At 70.0% G+C, this 18,714-nt stretch carries 17 protein-coding genes and 1 pseudogene; 13 read left to right on the forward strand and 5 right to left on the reverse strand.

The window, feature by feature from the left end; translation table 11 throughout:
* Window positions 1–10: 10 nt before the first annotated feature.
* From ACL02O_RS26290 to ACL02O_RS26305, 4 genes are all read right to left on the reverse strand, one after another.
* Window positions 11–1,483, reverse strand: a complete 1,473-nt coding sequence (locus ACL02O_RS26290; RefSeq protein ID WP_412820842.1) for an NAD-dependent succinate-semialdehyde dehydrogenase — start codon at window positions 1,481–1,483, stop codon at window positions 11–13.
* A 63-nt stretch (window positions 1,484–1,546) separates the two neighbouring features.
* Complete coding sequence (locus ACL02O_RS26295; protein ID WP_412820843.1) at window positions 1,547–2,803, reverse strand: M24 family metallopeptidase; 1,257 nt, start codon at window positions 2,801–2,803, stop codon at window positions 1,547–1,549.
* Window positions 2,804–2,805: 2 nt separating this feature from the next.
* Window positions 2,806–3,765: an NAD(P)-dependent oxidoreductase gene (locus ACL02O_RS26300; RefSeq protein WP_412820844.1), complete on the reverse strand. Its 960-nt coding sequence runs from the start codon at window positions 3,763–3,765 to the stop codon at window positions 2,806–2,808.
* Between the two features lie 54 nt (window positions 3,766–3,819).
* Window positions 3,820–4,920, reverse strand: coding sequence for an alpha/beta hydrolase family protein (locus tag ACL02O_RS26305; RefSeq protein WP_412820845.1), 1,101 nt, complete (start codon window positions 4,918–4,920; stop codon window positions 3,820–3,822).
* A gap of 193 nt (window positions 4,921–5,113) precedes the next feature.
* Here ACL02O_RS26305 and ACL02O_RS26310 point away from each other — a divergent pair, with 193 nt between their 5' ends.
* The 8 genes from ACL02O_RS26310 to ACL02O_RS26345 all read left to right on the forward strand — a co-directional run bounded on the left by ACL02O_RS26310 (window position 5,114) and on the right by ACL02O_RS26345 (window position 12,638).
* Window positions 5,114–6,025, forward strand: a complete 912-nt coding sequence (locus ACL02O_RS26310; protein ID WP_412820846.1) for an ABC transporter substrate-binding protein — start codon at window positions 5,114–5,116, stop codon at window positions 6,023–6,025.
* Window positions 6,025–7,206: an MFS transporter gene (locus ACL02O_RS26315; RefSeq protein ID WP_412820847.1), complete on the forward strand. Its 1,182-nt coding sequence runs from the start codon at window positions 6,025–6,027 to the stop codon at window positions 7,204–7,206. Before ACL02O_RS26310 ends, ACL02O_RS26315 begins: the two co-directional genes overlap by 1 nt.
* 52 nt (window positions 7,207–7,258) lie before the next feature.
* Window positions 7,259–8,281, forward strand: a complete 1,023-nt coding sequence (locus ACL02O_RS26320; RefSeq protein WP_412820848.1) for a LacI family DNA-binding transcriptional regulator — start codon at window positions 7,259–7,261, stop codon at window positions 8,279–8,281.
* A gap of 543 nt (window positions 8,282–8,824) precedes the next feature.
* Window positions 8,825–9,316: a M24 family metallopeptidase gene (locus ACL02O_RS26325; RefSeq protein ID WP_412820864.1), complete on the forward strand. Its 492-nt coding sequence runs from the start codon at window positions 8,825–8,827 to the stop codon at window positions 9,314–9,316.
* Window positions 9,317–9,686: 370 nt separating this feature from the next.
* Window positions 9,687–10,301, forward strand: a complete 615-nt coding sequence (locus ACL02O_RS26330; RefSeq protein ID WP_412820849.1) for a nucleotidyltransferase family protein — start codon at window positions 9,687–9,689, stop codon at window positions 10,299–10,301.
* 58 nt (window positions 10,302–10,359) lie between these two features.
* Window positions 10,360–11,469 (forward strand): XdhC family protein, encoded by a 1,110-nt coding sequence (locus ACL02O_RS26335; protein ID WP_412820850.1) that lies wholly within the window; start codon window positions 10,360–10,362, stop codon window positions 11,467–11,469.
* A gap of 645 nt (window positions 11,470–12,114) precedes the next feature.
* On the forward strand, window positions 12,115–12,249 hold the full coding sequence (locus ACL02O_RS26340; RefSeq protein ID WP_412820851.1) for a hypothetical protein: 135 nt from the start codon (window positions 12,115–12,117) through the stop codon (window positions 12,247–12,249).
* A complete protein-coding gene (locus ACL02O_RS26345) occupies window positions 12,249–12,638 on the forward strand; it encodes an integrase core domain-containing protein (protein WP_412820852.1) in 390 nt (129 codons plus the stop codon). The genes ACL02O_RS26340 and ACL02O_RS26345 overlap by 1 nt, the downstream gene beginning before the upstream one ends.
* A gap of 7 nt (window positions 12,639–12,645) precedes the next feature.
* Here ACL02O_RS26345 and ACL02O_RS26350 read toward each other — a convergent pair whose 3' ends face one another.
* On the reverse strand, window positions 12,646–13,569 hold the full coding sequence (locus ACL02O_RS26350; RefSeq protein WP_412820853.1) for a GlxA family transcriptional regulator: 924 nt from the start codon (window positions 13,567–13,569) through the stop codon (window positions 12,646–12,648).
* 312 nt (window positions 13,570–13,881) lie between these two features.
* Here ACL02O_RS26350 and ACL02O_RS26355 point away from each other — a divergent pair, with 312 nt between their 5' ends.
* The 5 genes and pseudogenes from ACL02O_RS26355 (at window position 13,882) to ACL02O_RS26375 (ending at window position 18,631) form a co-directional block, all read left to right on the forward strand.
* Window positions 13,882–14,520: an HD domain-containing protein gene (locus ACL02O_RS26355; RefSeq protein WP_412820854.1), complete on the forward strand. Its 639-nt coding sequence runs from the start codon at window positions 13,882–13,884 to the stop codon at window positions 14,518–14,520.
* Between the two features lie 73 nt (window positions 14,521–14,593).
* Window positions 14,594–15,532, forward strand: coding sequence for an NADP-dependent oxidoreductase (locus ACL02O_RS26360; protein ID WP_412820855.1), 939 nt, complete (start codon window positions 14,594–14,596; stop codon window positions 15,530–15,532).
* Window positions 15,533–16,341: 809 nt separating this feature from the next.
* Window positions 16,342–16,572: pseudogene (locus tag ACL02O_RS26365) on the forward strand (low temperature requirement protein A); the annotation flags it as partial.
* Between the two features lie 86 nt (window positions 16,573–16,658).
* Complete coding sequence (locus ACL02O_RS26370; RefSeq protein WP_412820865.1) at window positions 16,659–17,042, forward strand: low temperature requirement protein A; 384 nt, start codon at window positions 16,659–16,661, stop codon at window positions 17,040–17,042.
* A gap of 155 nt (window positions 17,043–17,197) precedes the next feature.
* Window positions 17,198–18,631 carry an MFS transporter gene (locus ACL02O_RS26375; protein WP_412820856.1) on the forward strand — a complete coding sequence of 478 codons (1,434 nt, stop codon included), beginning with the start codon at window positions 17,198–17,200 and terminating at the stop codon, window positions 18,629–18,631.
* Window positions 18,632–18,714 lie beyond the last annotated feature (83 nt).

The following is an 18,714-nucleotide window of genomic DNA, read 5'->3' on the forward strand; positions in this document are numbered from 1 at the left end:
GTTGATGGGGTCACCAGTTCACGGCGATGTACTTCGCCTCCAGGTAGTCCAGCATCCCGTGGTGGCCGCCCTCCCGGCCCACGCCGCTCTGCTTGGTGCCGCCGAACGGGGCGGCCGGGTCGCTGACCAGGCCACGGTTGAGGCCGACCATGCCGGAGTCGAGCGCCTCGCTGAGCCGCAGGCCGCGCGCCAGGTCGCCGGTGAACACGTAGGACACCAGTCCGTACTCGGTGGCGTTGGCCAGCCGGATCGCCTCGGCCTCGTCCTCGAAGGTCACGATCGGCGCCACCGGCCCGAAGATCTCCTCCTTCAGGATCGGTGAGTCCGGGGTCACGTCGAGCAGCACGGTGGGCTCGTAGTAGTAGCCCTCTCGCTCTGGACGGCGGCCACCGACCACGGCCTTCGCGCCCGCGTCGACCGCTCTCCGGACCAGCTCCTCGACCTTGGCGGCGGTGTCGCCGTTGACCAGGGGGCCCACCTGGTTGGTCTCGTCCAGCCCGGGCCCGACGCGGAGCGCCTTCATCCGCTCGGCGAGCCGCCTGCTGAACTCGTCGGCGATGGAGGCCTCGACGTAGAACCGGTTTGCGGCGGTGCACGCCTCACCGGCGTTGCGCATCTTCGCGACCATGGCACCGTCGACAGCGGCATCCAGGTCGGCGTCGGCGAACACGAGGAACGGGGCGTTGCCGCCCAGCTCCATGGAGCAGTTGATCACCTGGTCCGCGGCCTCGCTCAGCAGGATCCTGCCCACCTCGGTGCTACCGGTGAACGACAGCTTGCGGACCCGCGGGTCGTGCAGCATCGCCGAGACGACGGCACCCGAACGACGGGCGGGCAGGACGTTGACGACCCCTGGTGGCACGCCGGCGTCCTCCAGGATGCGGGCCATGGCGAGCGCGGTCAGCGGCGTGTCGCTCGCGGGCTTGAGCACCATGGTGCACCCGGCCGCCAGTGCGGGACCGATCTTCCGGGTCGCCATGGCCGCCGGGAAGTTCCACGGGGTGACGAGCACGCAGATGCCGACCGGCTGCTGCAACACCAGGATCTTGTTCGTCCCGGAGGGGGCCGTCACCACCTCGCCGGTTGCCCGGACCGCCTCCTCCGAGTACCAGCGGAAGAACTCGGCGGCATAGGCCACCTCCCCGCGGGCGTCGGCCAGCGCCTTCCCGTTCTCGAGCGTGATCAGCCTGGCCAGGTCGTCGGCCTGCGCGGTCATCAGCTCGAACGCCCGGCGGAGGATCTCGGCGCGCTCACGCGGGGCGGTCGCCGCCCACTCCGCCGCCGCCTTTTCGGCTGCGTCCACGGCAGCGATCGCGTCCTGGACGGTGCCGTCTGCGACGGTGGTGATCACCGAGCCGGTCGCCGGGTCGACCACGTCGAAGCGACCGCCGTCGGCGGCGGGCACGCCCTTGCCACCGACATACAGGTCGGTGAGCAGGTCGGCAACCCGTAGAGGACTGGGAGCAGAGGTCGTCTCGGGCATGGTGTGTCGCCTTTCGAGAGAAGTGGACACGAGAGAAAGGTGCAGGGGTGCCGCGAGGTCGGCTCAGTACGGGTTGGCGACCACGAGGTCCTGGGCCGGGAAGAGGGTGAGGATCCGGGGCCCCTCCGGTGTCACCACAACCTCCTCCTCGATCCGCGCCGCCGAGAAGCCGTCGCTGGCCGGGCAGTAGGTTTCCAGTGCGAACACCATGCCGGGCTGGAGTTCGATCGGCTCCTTCATGCTGTTGAGCCGGGAGATGATCGGGCGCTCGTGGAGGCCGAGGCCCAGTCCGTGGCCGAACTGGAGGCCGAAAGCCGCCATCTCGTTCTCGAACCCGAACTCCTCCGCCTTCGGCCACACCGCCGCCACCTCGTCGGTGCCGACACCTGGCTTGATCATGTTGATCGAGGCGTCCATCCACTCGCGGGCCTTGGTGTAGGCGTCACGCTGGCTCGGGGTCGCACTGCCCACGCTGAAGGTGCGGTAGTAGCAGGTGCGGTAGCCGTTGAACGAGTGGATGATGTCGAAGAATGCCTGGTCGCCTGGCCGGATCAGGCGGTCCGAGAAGTTGTGCGGGTGAGGGTTGCACCGCTCACCCGAGACGGCGTTGATCGCCTCGACCTGGTCGGACCCCATCTCGTAGAGCCGCTTGTTGGCCAGAGCGACGATCTCGTTCTCCCGGATCCCGGGCTTGAGGACCTCCACGATGTCCTGGTAGACACCGTCGACCATCGCGGCGGCCTGGGTCAGCAGCATGATCTCGTCGGAGGACTTGATCTGCCGCGCGTCGAGCATGAGCTGCTGGGCGTCGACCACGGTCAGCCCCTGCCGCTGCATCTCGAAGAGGAACGGCGGCTCCACGATGTCGACGCCGACCGGGGCGTCCGCGACTCCGGCGTCCTCGAGCAGCCCCTTGATCTGCCGCACCGCCTGCTCCATCAGGCCGGCGGTGGGGGCGATGGCCCCTCGGAGCCCGAGCATGCCGGCATGGCAGTTGGTCGGGTCCAGCCAGGGCGAGTAGAGGCGGTGGTGCCGTGCGGCCGAGCCGAAGTCCCAGAGCATCGGCTCGCCGTCCCGGGTGAGCAGCGCGTAGCGGGTCATCTTGTCGCCGAGGGCACCACCGATCCAGGTCTGGGTGGTGTACCGGATGTTGTAGAAGTCGAAGAGCAGGAAGGCACCGCACTCGCTGGCCTCCAGAGAGGCCTTCGCCCGGGAGAGGCGGTACTGCCGCAGCCTGTCGAAGTCGACGCGCTGCTCGTAGTCGACGCCCATGTGACCGGGGGCGGCCATGGGTGCGGCGGCCGGAGCTGACGGCCCCATGGCTAGCTCACCTCGTCCGCTGCGCTCAGCCCGTCGTCGACGACGACGTCCTCCGGCTTGAGCACGAGGCCCGAGGCCGCCGCCTGCTGGTCGAGGAGGATCGCGAAGTCCTCGTCGACGCGGCCGCTGCTCACCGTGGCCTGCACCAGCTGGGCGGTGGCTGCGGCGACCGGCATGGGTACGTCGAGCTGACGAGCCGCGGCAAGACCGAGGTCGAAGTCCTTCCGCAGCAGGATCGGCGTGAAGGTGGGGGTGTAGTCGAGGTTCACGAACGCCGGCGTCTTGTACCGGGAGAACACCGAGCCCATCACGCTGTTGTTCAGGAAGTCGAGGAAGGCCGCCCGGGAGACGCCGCCCTTCTCGGCCAGGACGGTGATCTCGGCCATCGACTGGGTCACCACGCCCAGGAACAGGTTGTGGCAGATCTTGACGAGCCGCGCGACATCGCCCTGACCGACGTACGTGACCGACTTGCCCAGGTGCGCCAGCAGTGGAGCGACGAGGTGGTAGGTCTCCTCGGGCCCGGAGACGACCAGGCTGAGCCCGCCGGCCTTGACCACCTTGCCGTTGCCGCTCACCGGCGCGGCGAGGAAGGCCACGCCGCGTTCCGTGCAGGCTTCCCGCATCCGCTCCGACGACTCGGTCGAGACGGTGGAGCAGTCCACGACGACGCCGGGGAGGTGGTCGCGGTCCTCAAGCAGGCCACCCTCGCCGAGGAGCACCTGCTCCAGGTCGGACGGGGTTGAGACCATCGTGAAGACGACGTCGCGGTCCCGCAGCTCGGTGATCGAGTCCACCACGGTGCTGCCAACCTCGGCTAGGGGTTCGGCCTTGGCCCGGGTGCGGTTCCAGGCGGCGAGATCCACGCCCCCCTTGGCGAGACGGCGGGCCATGGCGAAGCCCATCCGGCCGGTCCCGATCCAACCCACCGTCAGATCGGTTGAGTCGCTGTTGTGTGTCATGAGCCTGCCTTTGCAATCGTTTGTATAACAACGTAGTAACGGCTGGTTCCCGAGTCAAGCCGAGGGTCTGGGGTGCGCGGACCGGGCTCCTGCCAGCTTCCGCGCGAGCCAGTCGGCGGTGTAGGGCCGGTGCCAGGGGGCGACGTTCGCGCAGCCGTGGTTGCCGTTCTCGAGCATGACCAGTTGCACCTCTCCCCCCGCCTCACGCCGCAGTCGCTCGGCGTGCTGCCACGGAATCAGCCGGTCCTGCCGGCCGAAGACGATCAGCAGCGGGGCGGTGATCTCGGACGCGGACTTCTCGAGCGACAGGGTGAGGGCGATCGCCCGCGCCTGCGCCTCGTCGCGTGCTCGCGAGCGGACCTCGAACGCCTTGCGCGTGAGTTCGGGGAGGCCCTCCCAGCACTCCCCGAAGTTGAACGGTCCGGCGAGGGCGACGCAAGCCTTCAGCCGGTCCCCGAGCGCGGCGGCGATCCGTGGTGCGTAGTAACCGCCCAGGCTCACCCCCCACACGGCGATCCGGTCGCTGTCCACCTCAGGCATCTGCAGGAGAGCCGAGAAGAGCGCCTCGGCCGGCGCGGTCCAGTCGCCCCTGATCGGCAGGTCGTACTCCGCCTCGCCCTGCCCGGGGCCGTCAACGCTGAAGGTGGCCAGCCCACGGTCGAGGAACGTCTCCGCCGTGCTGTGCAACTCCTCCTTGGTCGAGTCCAAGCCGGGGACCATGAGCACCACCGGGTGGGGACCCTCACCCTCAGGTAGCCGCAGCACGCCGACCAGGCTGGCTCCCTCGATCGGGATCTCCACCCGCCGGCCGGGTCGTCGCAGGTGGGGCAGCGCGTCGCGGTAGCAGCGAACCGCCCGCTCATGGGCCCGGCGCATCTGCTCGAGGTCTTCCACGAAGACGAACTTGCCGAAGTGGTAGTAGACGGCCGCCTGGGCCAGGTGCTGTCCGGCGGAGAGAAGCCGGTCCTGCGCGAGGGCGTCCCGACCGAGGCGCTCGTGCTCCGCACCCACCTCGGACCATGCCCGGCACCAGTCCTCCCAGCGGGTGACGCTTGCGGTGATCCGCTGGAAGTCCCAGACGGTGACCCCGTTGGTGGTGAAGCGGGGGGCCCAGTGGGCGATGGCCGACGCCACCCTTGCGTCCGTGTCTGCCACTTCTCGAGCTCCCTGGGTCCGACTCCTGCAAACGAATGCAGTCTCTCCGCGCCCTCCACGACATGTCAAGCACACCGCTCAGCTCAATTGCACGTCACGGATACGAAACTTCATGGTGGAATACTGCAATCGACTGCACGTTGCGTTAGTCTGCCCAGCGACGTCAGGGCGGCCGGAGGACGAGGAGACGCAGGTGGAAATGGTTGTCGGATCCTTCACCCCGTCGGTCCTGCTCGCCGTAGCGCGGCGCACCGGGCGGCTTGATGAGCAGAGCCTCGAGATGACGGAGGTGGCGGTGACATCCTCCCCCGCACAGTTCCGCTCCCTGATCGCGGGCGAGATCGACGTCGCACTCACCAGCCCCGACAACGTGGTGGCGTACCGATTCAGCCCGGAGAATCCGTTAGGGGTCACGGCCGACGCCCGCATCGTCAGCGCCGTGGACCGCGGCCTGGGGCTCGGGCTCTACGGCAGGCCAGGTCTTGCTCCCGAGCAGCTTCGAGGGGCTCGGGTGGGTGTCGACGTACCGACCTCCGGTTTCGCCGTCGCGATGTATGCGCTCGCCGAGTCGCTGGGCGTCGGAAGGGACGAGTACGAACTCCTGACGCTCGGGTCGACGCCCCGGCGACTCGAAGCCCTGCTGGCCGGTGAGTGTGACGCGACGATGCTCAACGCGGGCAACGAGCTGCTGGCCGAAGCAATGGGAGCGGCGGCCCTTGCCCGGGTGAGCGATGTGTGCTCGCCCTACCTCGGCACGGTCGTCAGTGTTGTGGGCGAGCGCTTCCTCGAGCCGGCGCGTCGCTTCGGTGACGCCCTGAGGGAAACGGCTCGCGACATCTGTTACGGAACGGCAGAGGAGGCGGCCGTGGAGGAGGCCGCGTCGGTGCTCGGCCTTGCCGGGGACCTGGCCCGGCGCTACCTGGCACGCCTGCAGAGCAGCAGCGAGGGCCTGGTCCTCGACACGGCGGTCGACCTGGCGGCACTCACGACCGTCGTGGACCTGCGCCGGCGCTACCTCCCGAGCTTGAGGGACGGCCGGGACGTGCTCGCCGGGGCCCTGGCTCCCGAGTCGGGGCTGACGTCGTACGTCTCCTCGGAGGCCTGATGAGAAGCACGGCCTCCCGGCGCTGGTCCTCGCCGATCCGGCTGTTGCAGTACACCGCGTTCGTCAGCACGCTGGACCGCTTTGCGATGCCCCCGATGCTGATCGCCATCGCGGTCGACCTCGACGTGCCTATGTCCCGCGCCGTCCAGGCGGCGGGCGCCTACTTCGTGGCGTACGGCCTCATGCAACCGGTCTGGGGGCTCGTGTCGGACCGGCTGGGGCTCGTCCGGACGCTGCGCATCACGCTCTTCCTGTCGGCGCTCACCACAGCGGCCTCGGCACTCGCCGGTTCGGTGCTCGCACTGGCGGTCCTCCGCTGCCTAGCCGGCGGCTTCTTTGGAGCGGCCTTCCCCGCCGCGCTGATCTACGTCGGCGACACGGTTCCCGCACCGCAACGACAGAACCAGATCACCCGGCTCATGATCGGAGTCGCCCTCGGTACAGCGATCGCGTCCGTATTGGCCGGCCTCCTGGCGCACGTGGCAACGTGGCGTCTGGCCTTTCTCATCACCGGGGGCTCCGCGCTGCTGCTGGCCAGCTGCCTGGGGCGCCTCGCCGAACCGGCGGTGACCCGCGCGCACCGGACCGTGGTCGCACCCCTCGTGCAGGCGATGCGGTCGCGGGTGACCGTGCTGGTCCTCCTGCTGGCCTTCATCGAGGGTGCGGTCCTGCTCGGCGCGCTCACCCTGCTGCCGCCGGCGGTGGAGGCAACGGGGGTGAGCTCCTCGGTGGCCGGCAGCGTCACCGCCGGCTACGGCGTCGCCGTCTTCCTGTCCGCGCGGCTCGTGGGGCATCTTTCCAGGGACCTGCATCCCTCCTGGCTGATCGGTCTCGGCGGCACCGCGGCCGTCGTGGGCTGCATCGTCATGGCGGTGTCCCAGGCGCCGGCGGTGGCCCTGCTGGTCGCGCTCCTGCTCGGCCTTGCCTGGGCCGCCATGCACTCCTCCTTGCAGACATGGGCGACGGAGGTGCTGCCGGGAGCGCGGGCGACTGTCGTGTCGCTCTTCGCCGGGTCACTATTCGTCGGCAGCGCCGTCACCGCCGTCGTGGTCTCCGGCCTCGCCCAGGACGACCGCTACCGAGAGATCTTCCTGCTCGCTGCTGCCACAAGCGTCCCGCTCGCGCTGCTCGCGGTGTGGGGCCGCGCGACGTGGCGCCGGGTGGAGAAGGAACCGGCGTGAGGGGTAGCCGATGAGCAGGCCAATTCGCAGAAGGCGCACTATCATCACTGCCGTGCCCAACCCCACCCTCCGCGACGTCGCCGAAGCTGCGGGTGTTCATGCAGCTACCGCTTCCCGGGCCCTGAACCCCGAGACGCGGCGACTGGTGAACGCGGAGACGGCCCGGCGGGTGCTGAAGGCGGCTGAGTCGCTCGGATACCAGCCGAACCCCATCGCACGCAGCCTGAAGACCGCAAGGTCGCGGACGATCGGGCTCGTTATCCCGGACCTGACCAACCCGCTGTTCCCCCCGATCGTCCGCGGCATCGAGGACGTCCTCGGCCCTGCCGGCTACAGCGCCCTGATCGTCAACACCGACCACGACCCGGCCCGGGAGGAGGCCCTCGTGGCCTCGCTCCGGTCGCGGCAGGTCGAAGGGCTCATCATCGCCACGGCCCGCCTCGACCATCCCCTGCTGCGGGAGCTGCACAAGCAGGGCGTCCGGATGGTGCTGGTCAACCGCCGCGCCGAGAACGTCGACGTTCCCTGCGTCACCCCCGACGATGCGGCGGGGATCGCCATGGCCGTCAAGCACCTCGCCGGGCTCGGGCACACCCGGATCGCACACCTGGCCGGCCCGACCAGCACCTCCACGGGTGTCGCCCGCGCAAACGCGTTCCGCACAGCGCTGCACGAGCACGGTCTCGATGACGACCCGTCCCTGATTGTCGCCTGCGCGTACTGGACGGAGGACGCGGGCGCGCAGGCCCTGCGGCACCTCCTGGGCTCCGGAGCGGACCCAACCGCGATCGTCGCCGGCAACGACCTGATCGCCCTCGGATGCTACGACGTCTTCGCCGAACGAAAGATCTCCTGTCCTCGGGACATGAGCGTGGTCGGCTTCAACGACATGCCCTTCCTGGACAAGTTGCGTCCGCCCTTGACCACGATCGCGGTTCCGCACCACCAGGTCGGGGTGGAGGCGGCCCACATGCTGCTGGAGCTGTTCGAGGACTCCGCCCGCCCCTCACGGTCGGTTCTCCTCCCCCTGTCGCTCGTCGTGCGCGGCTCCACGGCACGCCCGTCCCGCAGGTGACAGATGACCGTAGGCACGACCAGCCCGTCCGCCGGCCCGCCGAGGTTCAGCCAGGAGGCGATGGCGGGTCGTGCCGCCGCCCTCGACGAGGTGATGCGGGGGCTGAGGTCGAGCACGTGGTGGTGTACGGCGCCAACCGCTCCGGCAGCGGGGGGCAGTGGCTGACGGGCTGGCCCGTCACCCGGGAGGCCGTCGTCGTGCACTCGATCGGTGAGCAGGACTCGCTGCTTGTGCATTTCCTCAACCACGTGCCCCAGGCGAGGCGGGTGGCCACCGAGGCCTCGGTGCGGTGGGGCGGGACATACGCCGAGCAGCGTCGTGGAGGAGCTGCGCGCCCGTGGGGCCGGTGCCGGCTCCTGGGTCGGGGTGATCGGGGCTCTTCCGTTCCAGGCCTTCCGCGTCCTGGAATCGGCGGTGGTGGCGTGGTCGACCTGAACGGCGCCTACACAAGGCTGCGCCTGCGCAAGTCCGCGGAAGAGATCGAGTGGCTGAAGCGAGCAGCCGAGCTTACGGATCTCTCCTGCACGGCACTGCAGCAGCGGGCTGCCCGGCTCGTCGGAGCACGAGCTCGTCGCCCTCGTGGAGGGAAGCTACCTACCTCTCGGCGGCACCAGTTACATCCACTACATCTCGATCGCCTCCATGGACTCCCCTGACCAGTGCGTCCCTGCTCAGTGGCCGGGTGAGCGGAGACTCTCAACCGGAGACGTCCTCTCCTGCGAGCTGAGCACCAGCTTCGGCATCGACTTTCCGGGGCAGCTCCTCCGCACCTTCACTGTCGGAGCGGAACCAACGCCCCTGTACAAGGAGCTCCACGCGGTGGCGGACGAGGCGCTCAACCGGATCGAGGCCCTGCTCGCGCCCGGCGTCACCCCGCTGGAGGTGGTCGAGGCAGCTGCCGTCATCGAGGAGGCCGGCTTCACCACCGTCGACGACCTCGTGCACGGCCTTGGAGGCGGTTACCTTCCACCCGTGTTCGGCTCACGGACCGGACCCTGGAGCCGCTGCCCGATCTCCGGTGCGCCGAAGGCATGACCGTCGTCGTACAACCGAACGTCACGACGACCGATGGAGCAGCAGGGGTGCAGACCGGAGAGCTTTTCCAGGTGACGGTGGACGGGTGTGCCCGTCTCCACCGCTTCCCGCGTGGCATGGGGCGCATCGCCTAGGATGCCGCGAATCGTTGGCTCGCCCGGACCCGGCCGGGTCATCGGCGGCACGCTCGACCCCTCGTGTACCAACCGCAGAGAACCGTGACGTGCTGACCGGAGTCCTCCCCTTGCTGAGCCGGTCGACCGCTTCCGCCGCGGTGGTCGTGCGGTCGCCCGGTGTCTGGACCTGGCGCCGGACCCGGCCGAGGTACGGGTGGTACTCGAGACCGTCGACAGGGCGATAGCGTGAGACCGTGGATGCGCGACGGGTAGTCGTTCCGGGCCTCCCAATCGCCGGTCTGGTGCTCGCTGCCGGCGCGGGCCGGCGCTACGGGCGTCCCAAGGCCCTGGTGGATCTCGACGGCCGCCTGCTCGTGGAGCGCGCGGTGGCCGCCGCCCGCGACGGCGGCTGCCGGCCTGTGGTGACAGTACTCGGGGCTGCTGCCGCGGCTGTCCGCGCCCGCGCCGACCTCACCGATACCATCACGACCGACAATCCCGACTGGGCGACCGGGATGGGTTCCTCACTGCGCGTGGGCCTCGCCGCCCTGCAGCCGACCGAGGCCGTCGCCGTCGTCGTACTCCTGGTCGACATGCCCGGCGTCACCCCCGAGGCGGTGCGCCGGCTCGCCGAGCTCGCCGCCCCCGACTCGCTCGCCATGGCCGGCTACGGCACCGATCGCGGCCATCCTGTCCTGCTCGGGCGGGCACACTGGGCGGGCGTCGCCGCCTCGGCCGTCGGCGATGTGGGCGCCCGGGCGTACCTGCGAAAGCGGGCCACTGACCTACGGATCGTGCCGTGCGGCGACATCGCCGCCGGCGGTGACATCGATACCGAGTCTGACCACCGTCAGCGATACGGCGGGTAGCTGGTGACCCGGTCGCCGCCGCGCGGCGGGTCATGGCTGACCCGGCACACTGGGTGGCATGCGTGACGTGCTCGATGATCTGCTCCGGTGGTGGCAGGCTGGTAAGCCGGTCGGGCTCGCGACCGTCATCGCCACCTGGCACAGCGCCCCGCGCCCGGCCGGCGCGACCATGCTGGTCGGCCCGGACGGCACCGTTGTGGGTAGCGTCTCGGGCGGCTGCGTTGAGGCCACCGTCTACGAACTGTGCCGCGAGGTGATGGCCTCCGGGGTGCCGAGGACACAACGCTACGGGGTGAGCGACGACGATGCCTTCGCCGTGGGCCTGACCTGCGGAGGCACCATCGACATCTACGTGGAACGGGTCGACCAGAACAGGTTCCCCGAGTTCGCTGACGTGGCCGCCGCGATCGCCCGGCGGGCTCCGGTCGGCGTGCTCACCTGCGTCGACGGGCCGCCTGAACGGCTCGGCCGGCACCTGGTGGTCTGGCCCGACGCTCGGGGCGGCTCGCTCGGCTCCGACCGGCTCGACGACGCCGCCGCCGACGACGGGCGCGGGCTGCTCGCCGCCGGAAGTACCGGCCTGTTGCACTACGGCACGGATGGGCAGCGGCGCGGGGACGGGCTGACCCTCCTGTTCAACGCCTACCCCCCGCCGGCTCGGATGATCGTCTTCGGGGCCACCGATTTTGCCGCCGCGGTCGCCCGGATCGGCGCCTTCCTCGGTTACCGAGTCACCGTCTGCGACGCACGCAGCGTCTTCGCCACGCACCAACGGTTTCCCTACGCCGATGAGGTGGTGGTCGACTGGCCGCACCGCTACCTGGCCGCGCAGGCGCGCGCCGGGCAGATCGACGATCGGACGGTGGTCTGCGTGCTCACCCACGATCCCAAGTTCGACGTGCCCGTCCTGCAGGTGGCCCTCGACCTGCCGCTCGCGTACGTCGGCGCGATGGGCTCCCGGCGCACCCACGTGGACCGACTGGCCCGGCTGCGCGAGGCCGGGGTGCCCGCGGCCGCGCTGGCCCGGCTCTTCTCGCCGATCGGGCTCGATCTGGGCGCCCGCACGCCGGAGGAGACCGCGGTCAGCATCGCCGCGGAGATCGTCGGCACCCGCTGGGGCGGCGGCGGTGCGCGACTGTCCGAGACCGACGGGCGGATCCACCACTGAGGTGTACGGATCACCGTCCGAACGGCTGTGGGCTTTCAATAGTCGATCGTCGTCGCTGACCTGGGCGGGTACGGCGCGGAGCCGGTAGGTCGGTCATCATCGGCGGCGTGCCCGTGTGCTTGATCTACCTGATGTTCTGCCGCTTGATCCAGTGGCTGGTTCTGCTCGCTCGATCGGACGCTGTCAAGGATGTGGAGATCCTCGTCCTGCGTCACGAGAACGCGATCCTGCGCCGCACAAACCCCAAGCCGCGCTTGAACTGGACCGACCGGGCGGTCTTGGCGGCCATGGCCCGGCAGCTTCCGAAGGCGCTGAGGTGGCATCGGCTGGTCACTCCCGAAACGCTGCTGCGATGGCACCGCCGGCTGGTGGCCCGACACTGGACCTACCCTCACCTCGGCCGCCCACCGGTCGATTCGACGATCGTGGACCTCATGGTGCGAATGACCCGGGACAACCCCGGCTGGGGCGACCAGCGCATCCAGGGTGAGCTGCTTGGCTTGGGCTATCGGGTCAGCGCCGCCACGATCCGCCGGATCCTCAAGCGGCTGCGCATCCCGCCGGCACCGGTCCGTCGCGATCACATCACCTGGCGCCGGTTCCTACGCGCCCAGGCGTCCACGACGCTGTGCTGCGACTTCTTCCATGTCGACTGCGGTGACCCTGACCCGCCTCTATGTCTTCTTCGTCCTGGAGGTCGGCAGCCGCTACGTACACATCCTCGGCGTCACCGCCAACCCGGACGGACCCTGGACCACCCAACAGGTGCGCACCTGCTGATGGAACTGGGCGAGCAAACCGACCGGTTCAGGTTCCTGATCCGGGACCGAGCCGGGCAGTTCACCGCCGCATTCGACACGGTCCTCGCCGACGCCGGCATCACCACCGTCAAGATCCCACCACGGTGCCCCCGAGCCAACGCCTTCGCCGAAAGGTTCTTGCTCACCGTCCGCAGCGAGGTCACCGACCGCATGCTCATCTTCGGCGCCCAACACTTGCGACACGTCCTGACGACGTACGCCGCGCACCACAACGGGCGGCGGGCCCACCGGGCCCGGCGCCTCACTCCCCCACGATCCACCCGGCCGGTCGTCAACCCCGACCGCCGACACATCGCGCGCCGACCAGTCCTCGGCGGGTTGACCAACGAGTACGACCGCGCCGCATAACACCAGATCAGAACCACGACCGAGTTTTGAAACCCCACAGGCGCATGCTCTCGTAGCTGCGGAACCCGGCGAGGGTCGCGGCCTGCGTCGCGCTGTGCCCCTGGTCGAGCAGTGCCCTGGCCATGTCGAACCGGATGTTCTCCACGTAGCGGCCCGGTGTCGTGGACAGCTCGTCGTGGAAGAGCCGGGTGAGGTGCCGGGTGCTCACGTTGAGGTGTTTCGCGAGTTCACCGAGCGAGTGGTCCCCGCGCGGGTTCGCGGTCGCCAGGTCGGTGATCGTGCGGAGAGCCGGCGACCGGGGCGGCGATCCCTGCAGCGATGCCGAGAACTGGGACTGACCGCCCGCACGCTGCATGTACACGACCAGGGCGCGGGCCACGTCGCGGGCCACGTCGGGCCCGCGATCCTCTTCGACGAGGGCGAGCGCCAGATCGATTCCGGCCGTGACCCCTGCCGCGGTGTACGTCGTGCCGTCCCGGACGTAGATCGCATCGGGCTCGACGCGGGACGTCGGATGCCGGGCGGCGAGTTCGTGCGCGACCTTCCAGTGCGTGGTCGCGCGCTTGCCGTCGAGGAGGCCGGCGGCGGCGAGGACGAACGCCCCGGTGCAGATCGACGCGACCCGACCGGCCGCGGCGGCCGGTGTCCGTACGGCGTCCGCCAGGTCGGCGGGGACCCGGGCGCACGGAAACCGGTCGGACCCGGCCACCAGCAACGTGTCGACGGCCGGCTCCTGCGAGAGGGCGCCGTCGGCCGCGATCCGGACTCCGAGGTTCGTCGTGGCGTCCGCACCGGTGGGCGACAGCAACACGATGCCGTAGTCGGCGCCGAACCGGTTCGCCTCCTTGAACACCTCCGCGGGACCAGCGACATCCAGCAACGTCACCCCGTCGTAGACGAGGATCGCCGCACGGTGGGTGCCGGCGGTCACCACCGCGGTCCCTTCGGAGCCGGATCCGCTTCGTGGCGGCCGGACGCCGGCGGCGTTGACCGCCGTCGGGTCGGCGCGACGGGAGGCTCGGACACCGCTCATTGGTAGCACGCGTCACCACCGGAGACCGCGGGATCCTCGGGGGCGGGATCGTTCCCCGGTGACCGAACTCTCCGTGATCACGGGCGGGTCACGCCCTGTCCGGATATGAGGGATTCCTGGCCAAACGAGGGCGGCGCCGTACGACGATAGGTGGGCAGCATGGAGCCCGGACAACAGCGGGGGCGAACATTTCCGGGAAGGTCAGGGATCATGCCAGAGGTCATCGCGGGGTGGGAGATTCCGGAGACAGCGGCGGTCGCCGAAGCGACCAGGCGCATCCAGGAGACGACCAGCCCTCTCATCTACCACCATTCGCGACGGGTCTTCCTCTTCGGCCTCATCCACGCACACCGGCTCGGCGTGGAACCGGACCCGGAGCTGCTCTACCTGGCGGCCATGTTCCACGACACCGGCCTCCTGACGCCCTTCTCCGACGTCGAGCAGCGCTTCGAGGTCGACGGAGCCGACCACGGGCGCAGGTTCCTCCTGGACCGGGGTTTCTCGACGGCCGCCGCGGACACCGTCTGGGCGGCGATCGCGTTGCACACCACGCCGGGCATCCCCGACCGGACGGCCCCGGAGATCGCGACCACGTACCTCGGTGTCTTGACCGACGTGCTCGGCCTCAGCCTGGACGGGCTGGAACGCGATCAGCAGGAGGAGATCCTCGCCGTCCATCCGCGCGGCGACTTCAAGAACGAGTTCCTGCGCACCGATGTCGAGGGGCTGAAGAACCGCCCCGAGACCACGAACGGCACCGTGAACTCCGACGTGTTGGAACACTTCATCCCCGGCTTCCAGCGGGTGACGACGGTCCAGCGCATCGTCGGCTCACCCTGGCCGAGCTGACCGAACGGGGGCTCACCCGTGCCGGGCACCGACCACCACGCACATACCGACGACCGTCTTGAGAGGACCCAGCATGCGAGCGATCACCGTACGCGACCGTGCGGCGGGTGTCAGCGGGCTCGCCCTGACCGACCTGCCCTACCCGCACGCCGCGGAGAACGACGTCATCGTGCGCGTACACGCCGCGGGCTTCACCCCTGGCGAGCTCGACTGGCCGGCGACGTGGACCGACCGCGCCGGTCGCGACCGGACACCCAGCGTCCCCGGGCACGAGCTGTCCGGGGTCGTGGTTGACCTCGGCTACGGCACCACCGGCCTCACCGTCGGCCAGCGGGTGTTCGGACTGACCGACTGGACCCGCGACGGCTCCCTGGCCGAGTACACCGCGGTGGAGGCGCGCAACCTCGCCCCCCTCGCGGCCGACATCGATCACACCGTGGCCGCCGCGTTGCCCATCTCCGGACTGACCGCGTGGCAGGGGTTGTTCGACCACGGCCACCTCACGACCGGCCAGACCGTCCTCATCCACGGCGCGGCGGGCGGGGTCGGCTCGCTCGCCGTCCAGCTCGCGCGGGAGGTGGGCGCCCGCGTGATCGGCACCGGCCGGGCCGGCGACCGTGACGTCGCGCTCGACCTCGGCGCGCACACCTTCCTCGACCTGGACGCCGACGAGCTGCGGCACGCCGGCGAGGTGGACCTGGTGCTCGACGTCATCGGCGGCGACATCCTCGCGCGATCGACCGAACTTGTACGGCCGGGCGGCACCGTCGTCACCATCGCCGCGCCGCCCACCGTACAGCCGACGGGCGGGCGAGCCGTCTTCTTCGTCGTCGAGCCTGATCGCGTCCGGCTGGCCGACCTCGCCCAGCGGGTGCGGACCGGACGGCTCAAGCCCATCGTCGGCGCGGTGCGCCCGCTGTCCGAAGCGACCTCCGCGTTTACCCGCGGCCGCCGCACGCCGGGCAAGACGATCATCCAGGCCGCGGACGAGCAGGGTACGCCGCAGTCGTGATCAGCGCGCGGACGCCGGCGGCCTGCCGATCGCCGGCATCTCCCCGTGTCCCGTAGCGGGCCAAGCCGGTCGGCGGCCGTGGTGCTGTGCTGCCTGCCGTCCATCTGCACGCCGGAGGCCCGGCAGCGGCACGATGGCCACCCACTACCTGTCGATCGCCACCGTTTTCGACCTGTTCCGGCAGCGGCAGGCTCACCACGTCCTCGCGCAACATGGCGTCCACCACGGCGGGTACCGGCGTCAACGCCAGCGGACGCCCCCGCACAGGACTCCGCCGCGGCGGCGGGACCGCCGACGCCAACGCCGCCCGAACGGTACGACCCGACACCTGATGCCGGCGCACCAACTCTCGCTGAGACACCGACGGATCTGTCCGCCGATCAGCGCGGATGCGCTCGAACAACTCGACACGCGTGAACACCCCGGCCTCCCGATATGACCGGGATCAACCTAAACTCCGGCGATATCGACAAGTCGAGCAAGAACGGCGTAGCAGGGACCGCGTGTCGAACATGGTGCCGAAACAAGTTGCCGATCATGACCCCAACAGACGCTGATCTGGAACCAGCGGCATCTCCTCCACACCCTGCGCGAGTACGAACAGTTCTACAACAAACACCGCCCGCACCAGGGCATCGCGAGCGCACGACCGTTACACCCGTTGCCCTCGCCGATCGCCGACCCGAACAACATCGCCAGCCTCGCCATACGAAGACGCGATCGCCTCGGCGGCATTTCTCCACGTGTACGATCATGCTGCGTGACCTGCACGGACGACGTTTTCGGCAAGTGCAGGGTCTTTCTGGTTCGGCCTGTCCGCCGTGCCGTGGATCGCGGGGGCGCTCGCGGACGGCAAGCCGCGAGGGGCGCTGTGGACACTCGCGGTGGCCGTGGACTACATGGCACTCGTACTCCGCTACCCCACGCCGGGGCTGGGCCGCCCACCCACATCGGAGTGGCCGATCGTGGCCGAGCACCTGACCGAGCGATACCGGCAGCTTTTCATCAACGCGCTCGGCGAGTTAATCCTGGCCTCCGATCCGACCCTTGATGGCAGCGGCTGCGCGCCCGGACCGCGGCGGCCGTGGTGTCGTTCTCCACCACGGTGCTGCTGTGACGGATCTACATCTACCACGCTGGGCAGTTGCTGCCCGCTGCCATCGCAACAGCGCCCGCCCCAGACCGCCTTGCCCGCCGATCGGAGTCATTCGCTCACCTGCCCATGGTGGCCGGCATCATCGTCACCGCCGTCGGCGTCGAACTGGTCATCGCCCACCCGTTCGGGCACACCAAACCGGCCTGGATCGCAGTCATCGTCGACGGGTCTTCGCTGTTCGTGGCCGGGCGTGCCCTCTTCGAATACCAGGCCTTCGGGCGCGTCTCCCGGGACCGGCTGATCGGACTGCTCGTGCTGGCCGCCCTGACACCGGCGGGCGGCACAGGCCCGGCGGCCCTAAGGGTGACCTTGACCACCGCCTGCCGCCCGCCGCCCACTCGGCGCCTACCGTAGTCATCAGTAGATGACATCGGTTGATGACTTATGCGCCGGACGCGGGTGGCCGTACCCGGCGGTGAGGAGCAGGGGCGGGCATGACGGTGGTACGGGAGAAGCCGCCCACGTCTCAGGGTCGCTCGACACGCGGGCTGGTACCCACACTGATCTTCATGGGCATCGTGGTCGCGGTGGTGAGCAGCCTCGGCGCGCCGCTCATCCCGAAGATCGCCATGGCCGACGGCGTCTCGGTGACCGACGCCCAGTGGTCTCTGACGATCACGCTGCTGGTCGGCGCGATCGCGACGCCGATCATGGGCCGGCTCGGCGACGGCCCGGCACGGCGCACGGTGATGCTCGCGGGGCTGGTACTGGTCACGGCGGGTTGCGCGCTGGCCGCGCTGCCGACCGGGTTCGCCGCCCTGCTCGTCGGCCGGGGGTTGCAGGGCGCCGGTCTGGGCCTCACACCGCTGACCATCGCGACGGCCCGGGACTCGCTGCCGCCGCACCGGGCACGACCCACCATGGCCATGCTCTCCATCACCACGGTAGCCGGGGTCGGCCTCGGGTACCCGGTCACCGGACTGATCGCCGAGTACGGCGGGCTGCACCTGGCGTACTGGTTCGGGGCGGTGGTCAGTCTGGTGGCGATGCTCACCGCGGGGTGGATCGTGCCGTCCTCGTGTCACCTGCCCAGGGCCAGGCTCGACGTACCCGGTGCGGTGCTCCTCGGCGCCGGACTGGCGGCCCTGATCCTGTGGATCAGCGAGGGCGATGCCTGGGGCTGGTTCTCGCCGCGCTCGGTGGTGGCGATCGTCGTCGCGGTCGTGGCGACGGCGACCTGGGCCGCGTACGAGGTGCGCCACCAGCGGCCGCTGGTGGACCTGCGGCTGCTGCGCCACCGCGGGGTGCTGACGGCGGACGTCACCGCGATGCTCGCCGGGCTCGGCATGTACCTGCTGATCTCTCTTGTGGTGCAGTTCGTGCAGACCCCTGTCGGTACGGCCGGTGGGCTCGGCGGCTCAGTCGTCGTCGCCGGTCTCGTGCTGCTGCCGTTCTCCGCCGGCAGCTTCGCGGCGAGCCGGATCACGCCGGTGGTGGTATCCCGCGGTGGCGGGCGGCTGCTGATCCCGGCCGCGTCCGCGCTCGCGCTCGCGGGCATGTTGCTGTTCGGGCTCCTTCGGCACAACATCGGGGAACTGGTGGTTGTGATGGCCGTGGTCGGGCTGGCGGTGGGTACGGTGTTCGCGGTCATGCCCGGCATGATCACTCGGGCCGTACCGGCTCAGGAGACCGGCAGCGCGATGAGCTTCAATCAGGTGCTGCGCTACGCCGGGTACTCTTCCGGCAGCGCGCTGAGCGCCGCGATGCTGGCCGCGCACACCCCGGGCGGGCACCGGTACCCGTCCGCCTCCGGGTACACCGTCGCCGCCTTCCTCGGGGTGGCCCTGTGGCTGATGAGTCTGGCCGCCGGCGTACTGCTCCCGACCGGCACCAGCCGGCGGATCAGGCGGTGGACAAGCAGCTCCTCTGGGACGAAAGCGTCGCCGAAGCGCTCCCCCGACGACGAGAGAAACGTCGACCGGACCGCCGCGCTGCCAAGATGACCCCATGCGAGATCGCAGCGAGCCAATCAATGAGCTGAGCGCGCCGGAGCCTCATGACGAAGCCGAGCGCGGCGAGGAGTCGG

It is taken from the genome of Micromonospora mangrovicola, assembly GCF_047200535.1.
GTDB lineage: Bacteria > Actinomycetota > Actinomycetes > Mycobacteriales > Micromonosporaceae > Micromonospora.

Coding starts and splice junctions, on each gene's coding strand:
- ACL02O_RS26290 (WP_412820842.1), bottom strand. CDS start 1,483: ATGCCCGAGACGACCTCTGCTCCCAGTCCTCTACGGGTTGCCGACCTG.
- ACL02O_RS26345 (WP_412820852.1), top strand. CDS start 12,249: ATGGAACTGGGCGAGCAAACCGACCGGTTCAGGTTCCTGATCCGGGAC.
- ACL02O_RS26360 (WP_412820855.1), top strand. CDS start 14,594: ATGCGAGCGATCACCGTACGCGACCGTGCGGCGGGTGTCAGCGGGCTC.
- ACL02O_RS26355 (WP_412820854.1), top strand. CDS start 13,882: ATGCCAGAGGTCATCGCGGGGTGGGAGATTCCGGAGACAGCGGCGGTC.
- ACL02O_RS26335 (WP_412820850.1), top strand. CDS start 10,360: ATGCGTGACGTGCTCGATGATCTGCTCCGGTGGTGGCAGGCTGGTAAG.
- ACL02O_RS26295 (WP_412820843.1), bottom strand. CDS start 2,803: ATGGGGCCGTCAGCTCCGGCCGCCGCACCCATGGCCGCCCCCGGTCAC.
- ACL02O_RS26315 (WP_412820847.1), top strand. CDS start 6,025: ATGAGAAGCACGGCCTCCCGGCGCTGGTCCTCGCCGATCCGGCTGTTG.
- ACL02O_RS26300 (WP_412820844.1), bottom strand. CDS start 3,765: ATGACACACAACAGCGACTCAACCGATCTGACGGTGGGTTGGATCGGG.
- ACL02O_RS26340 (WP_412820851.1), top strand. CDS start 12,115: ATGTCGACTGCGGTGACCCTGACCCGCCTCTATGTCTTCTTCGTCCTG.
- ACL02O_RS26375 (WP_412820856.1), top strand. CDS start 17,198: ATGGGCATCGTGGTCGCGGTGGTGAGCAGCCTCGGCGCGCCGCTCATC.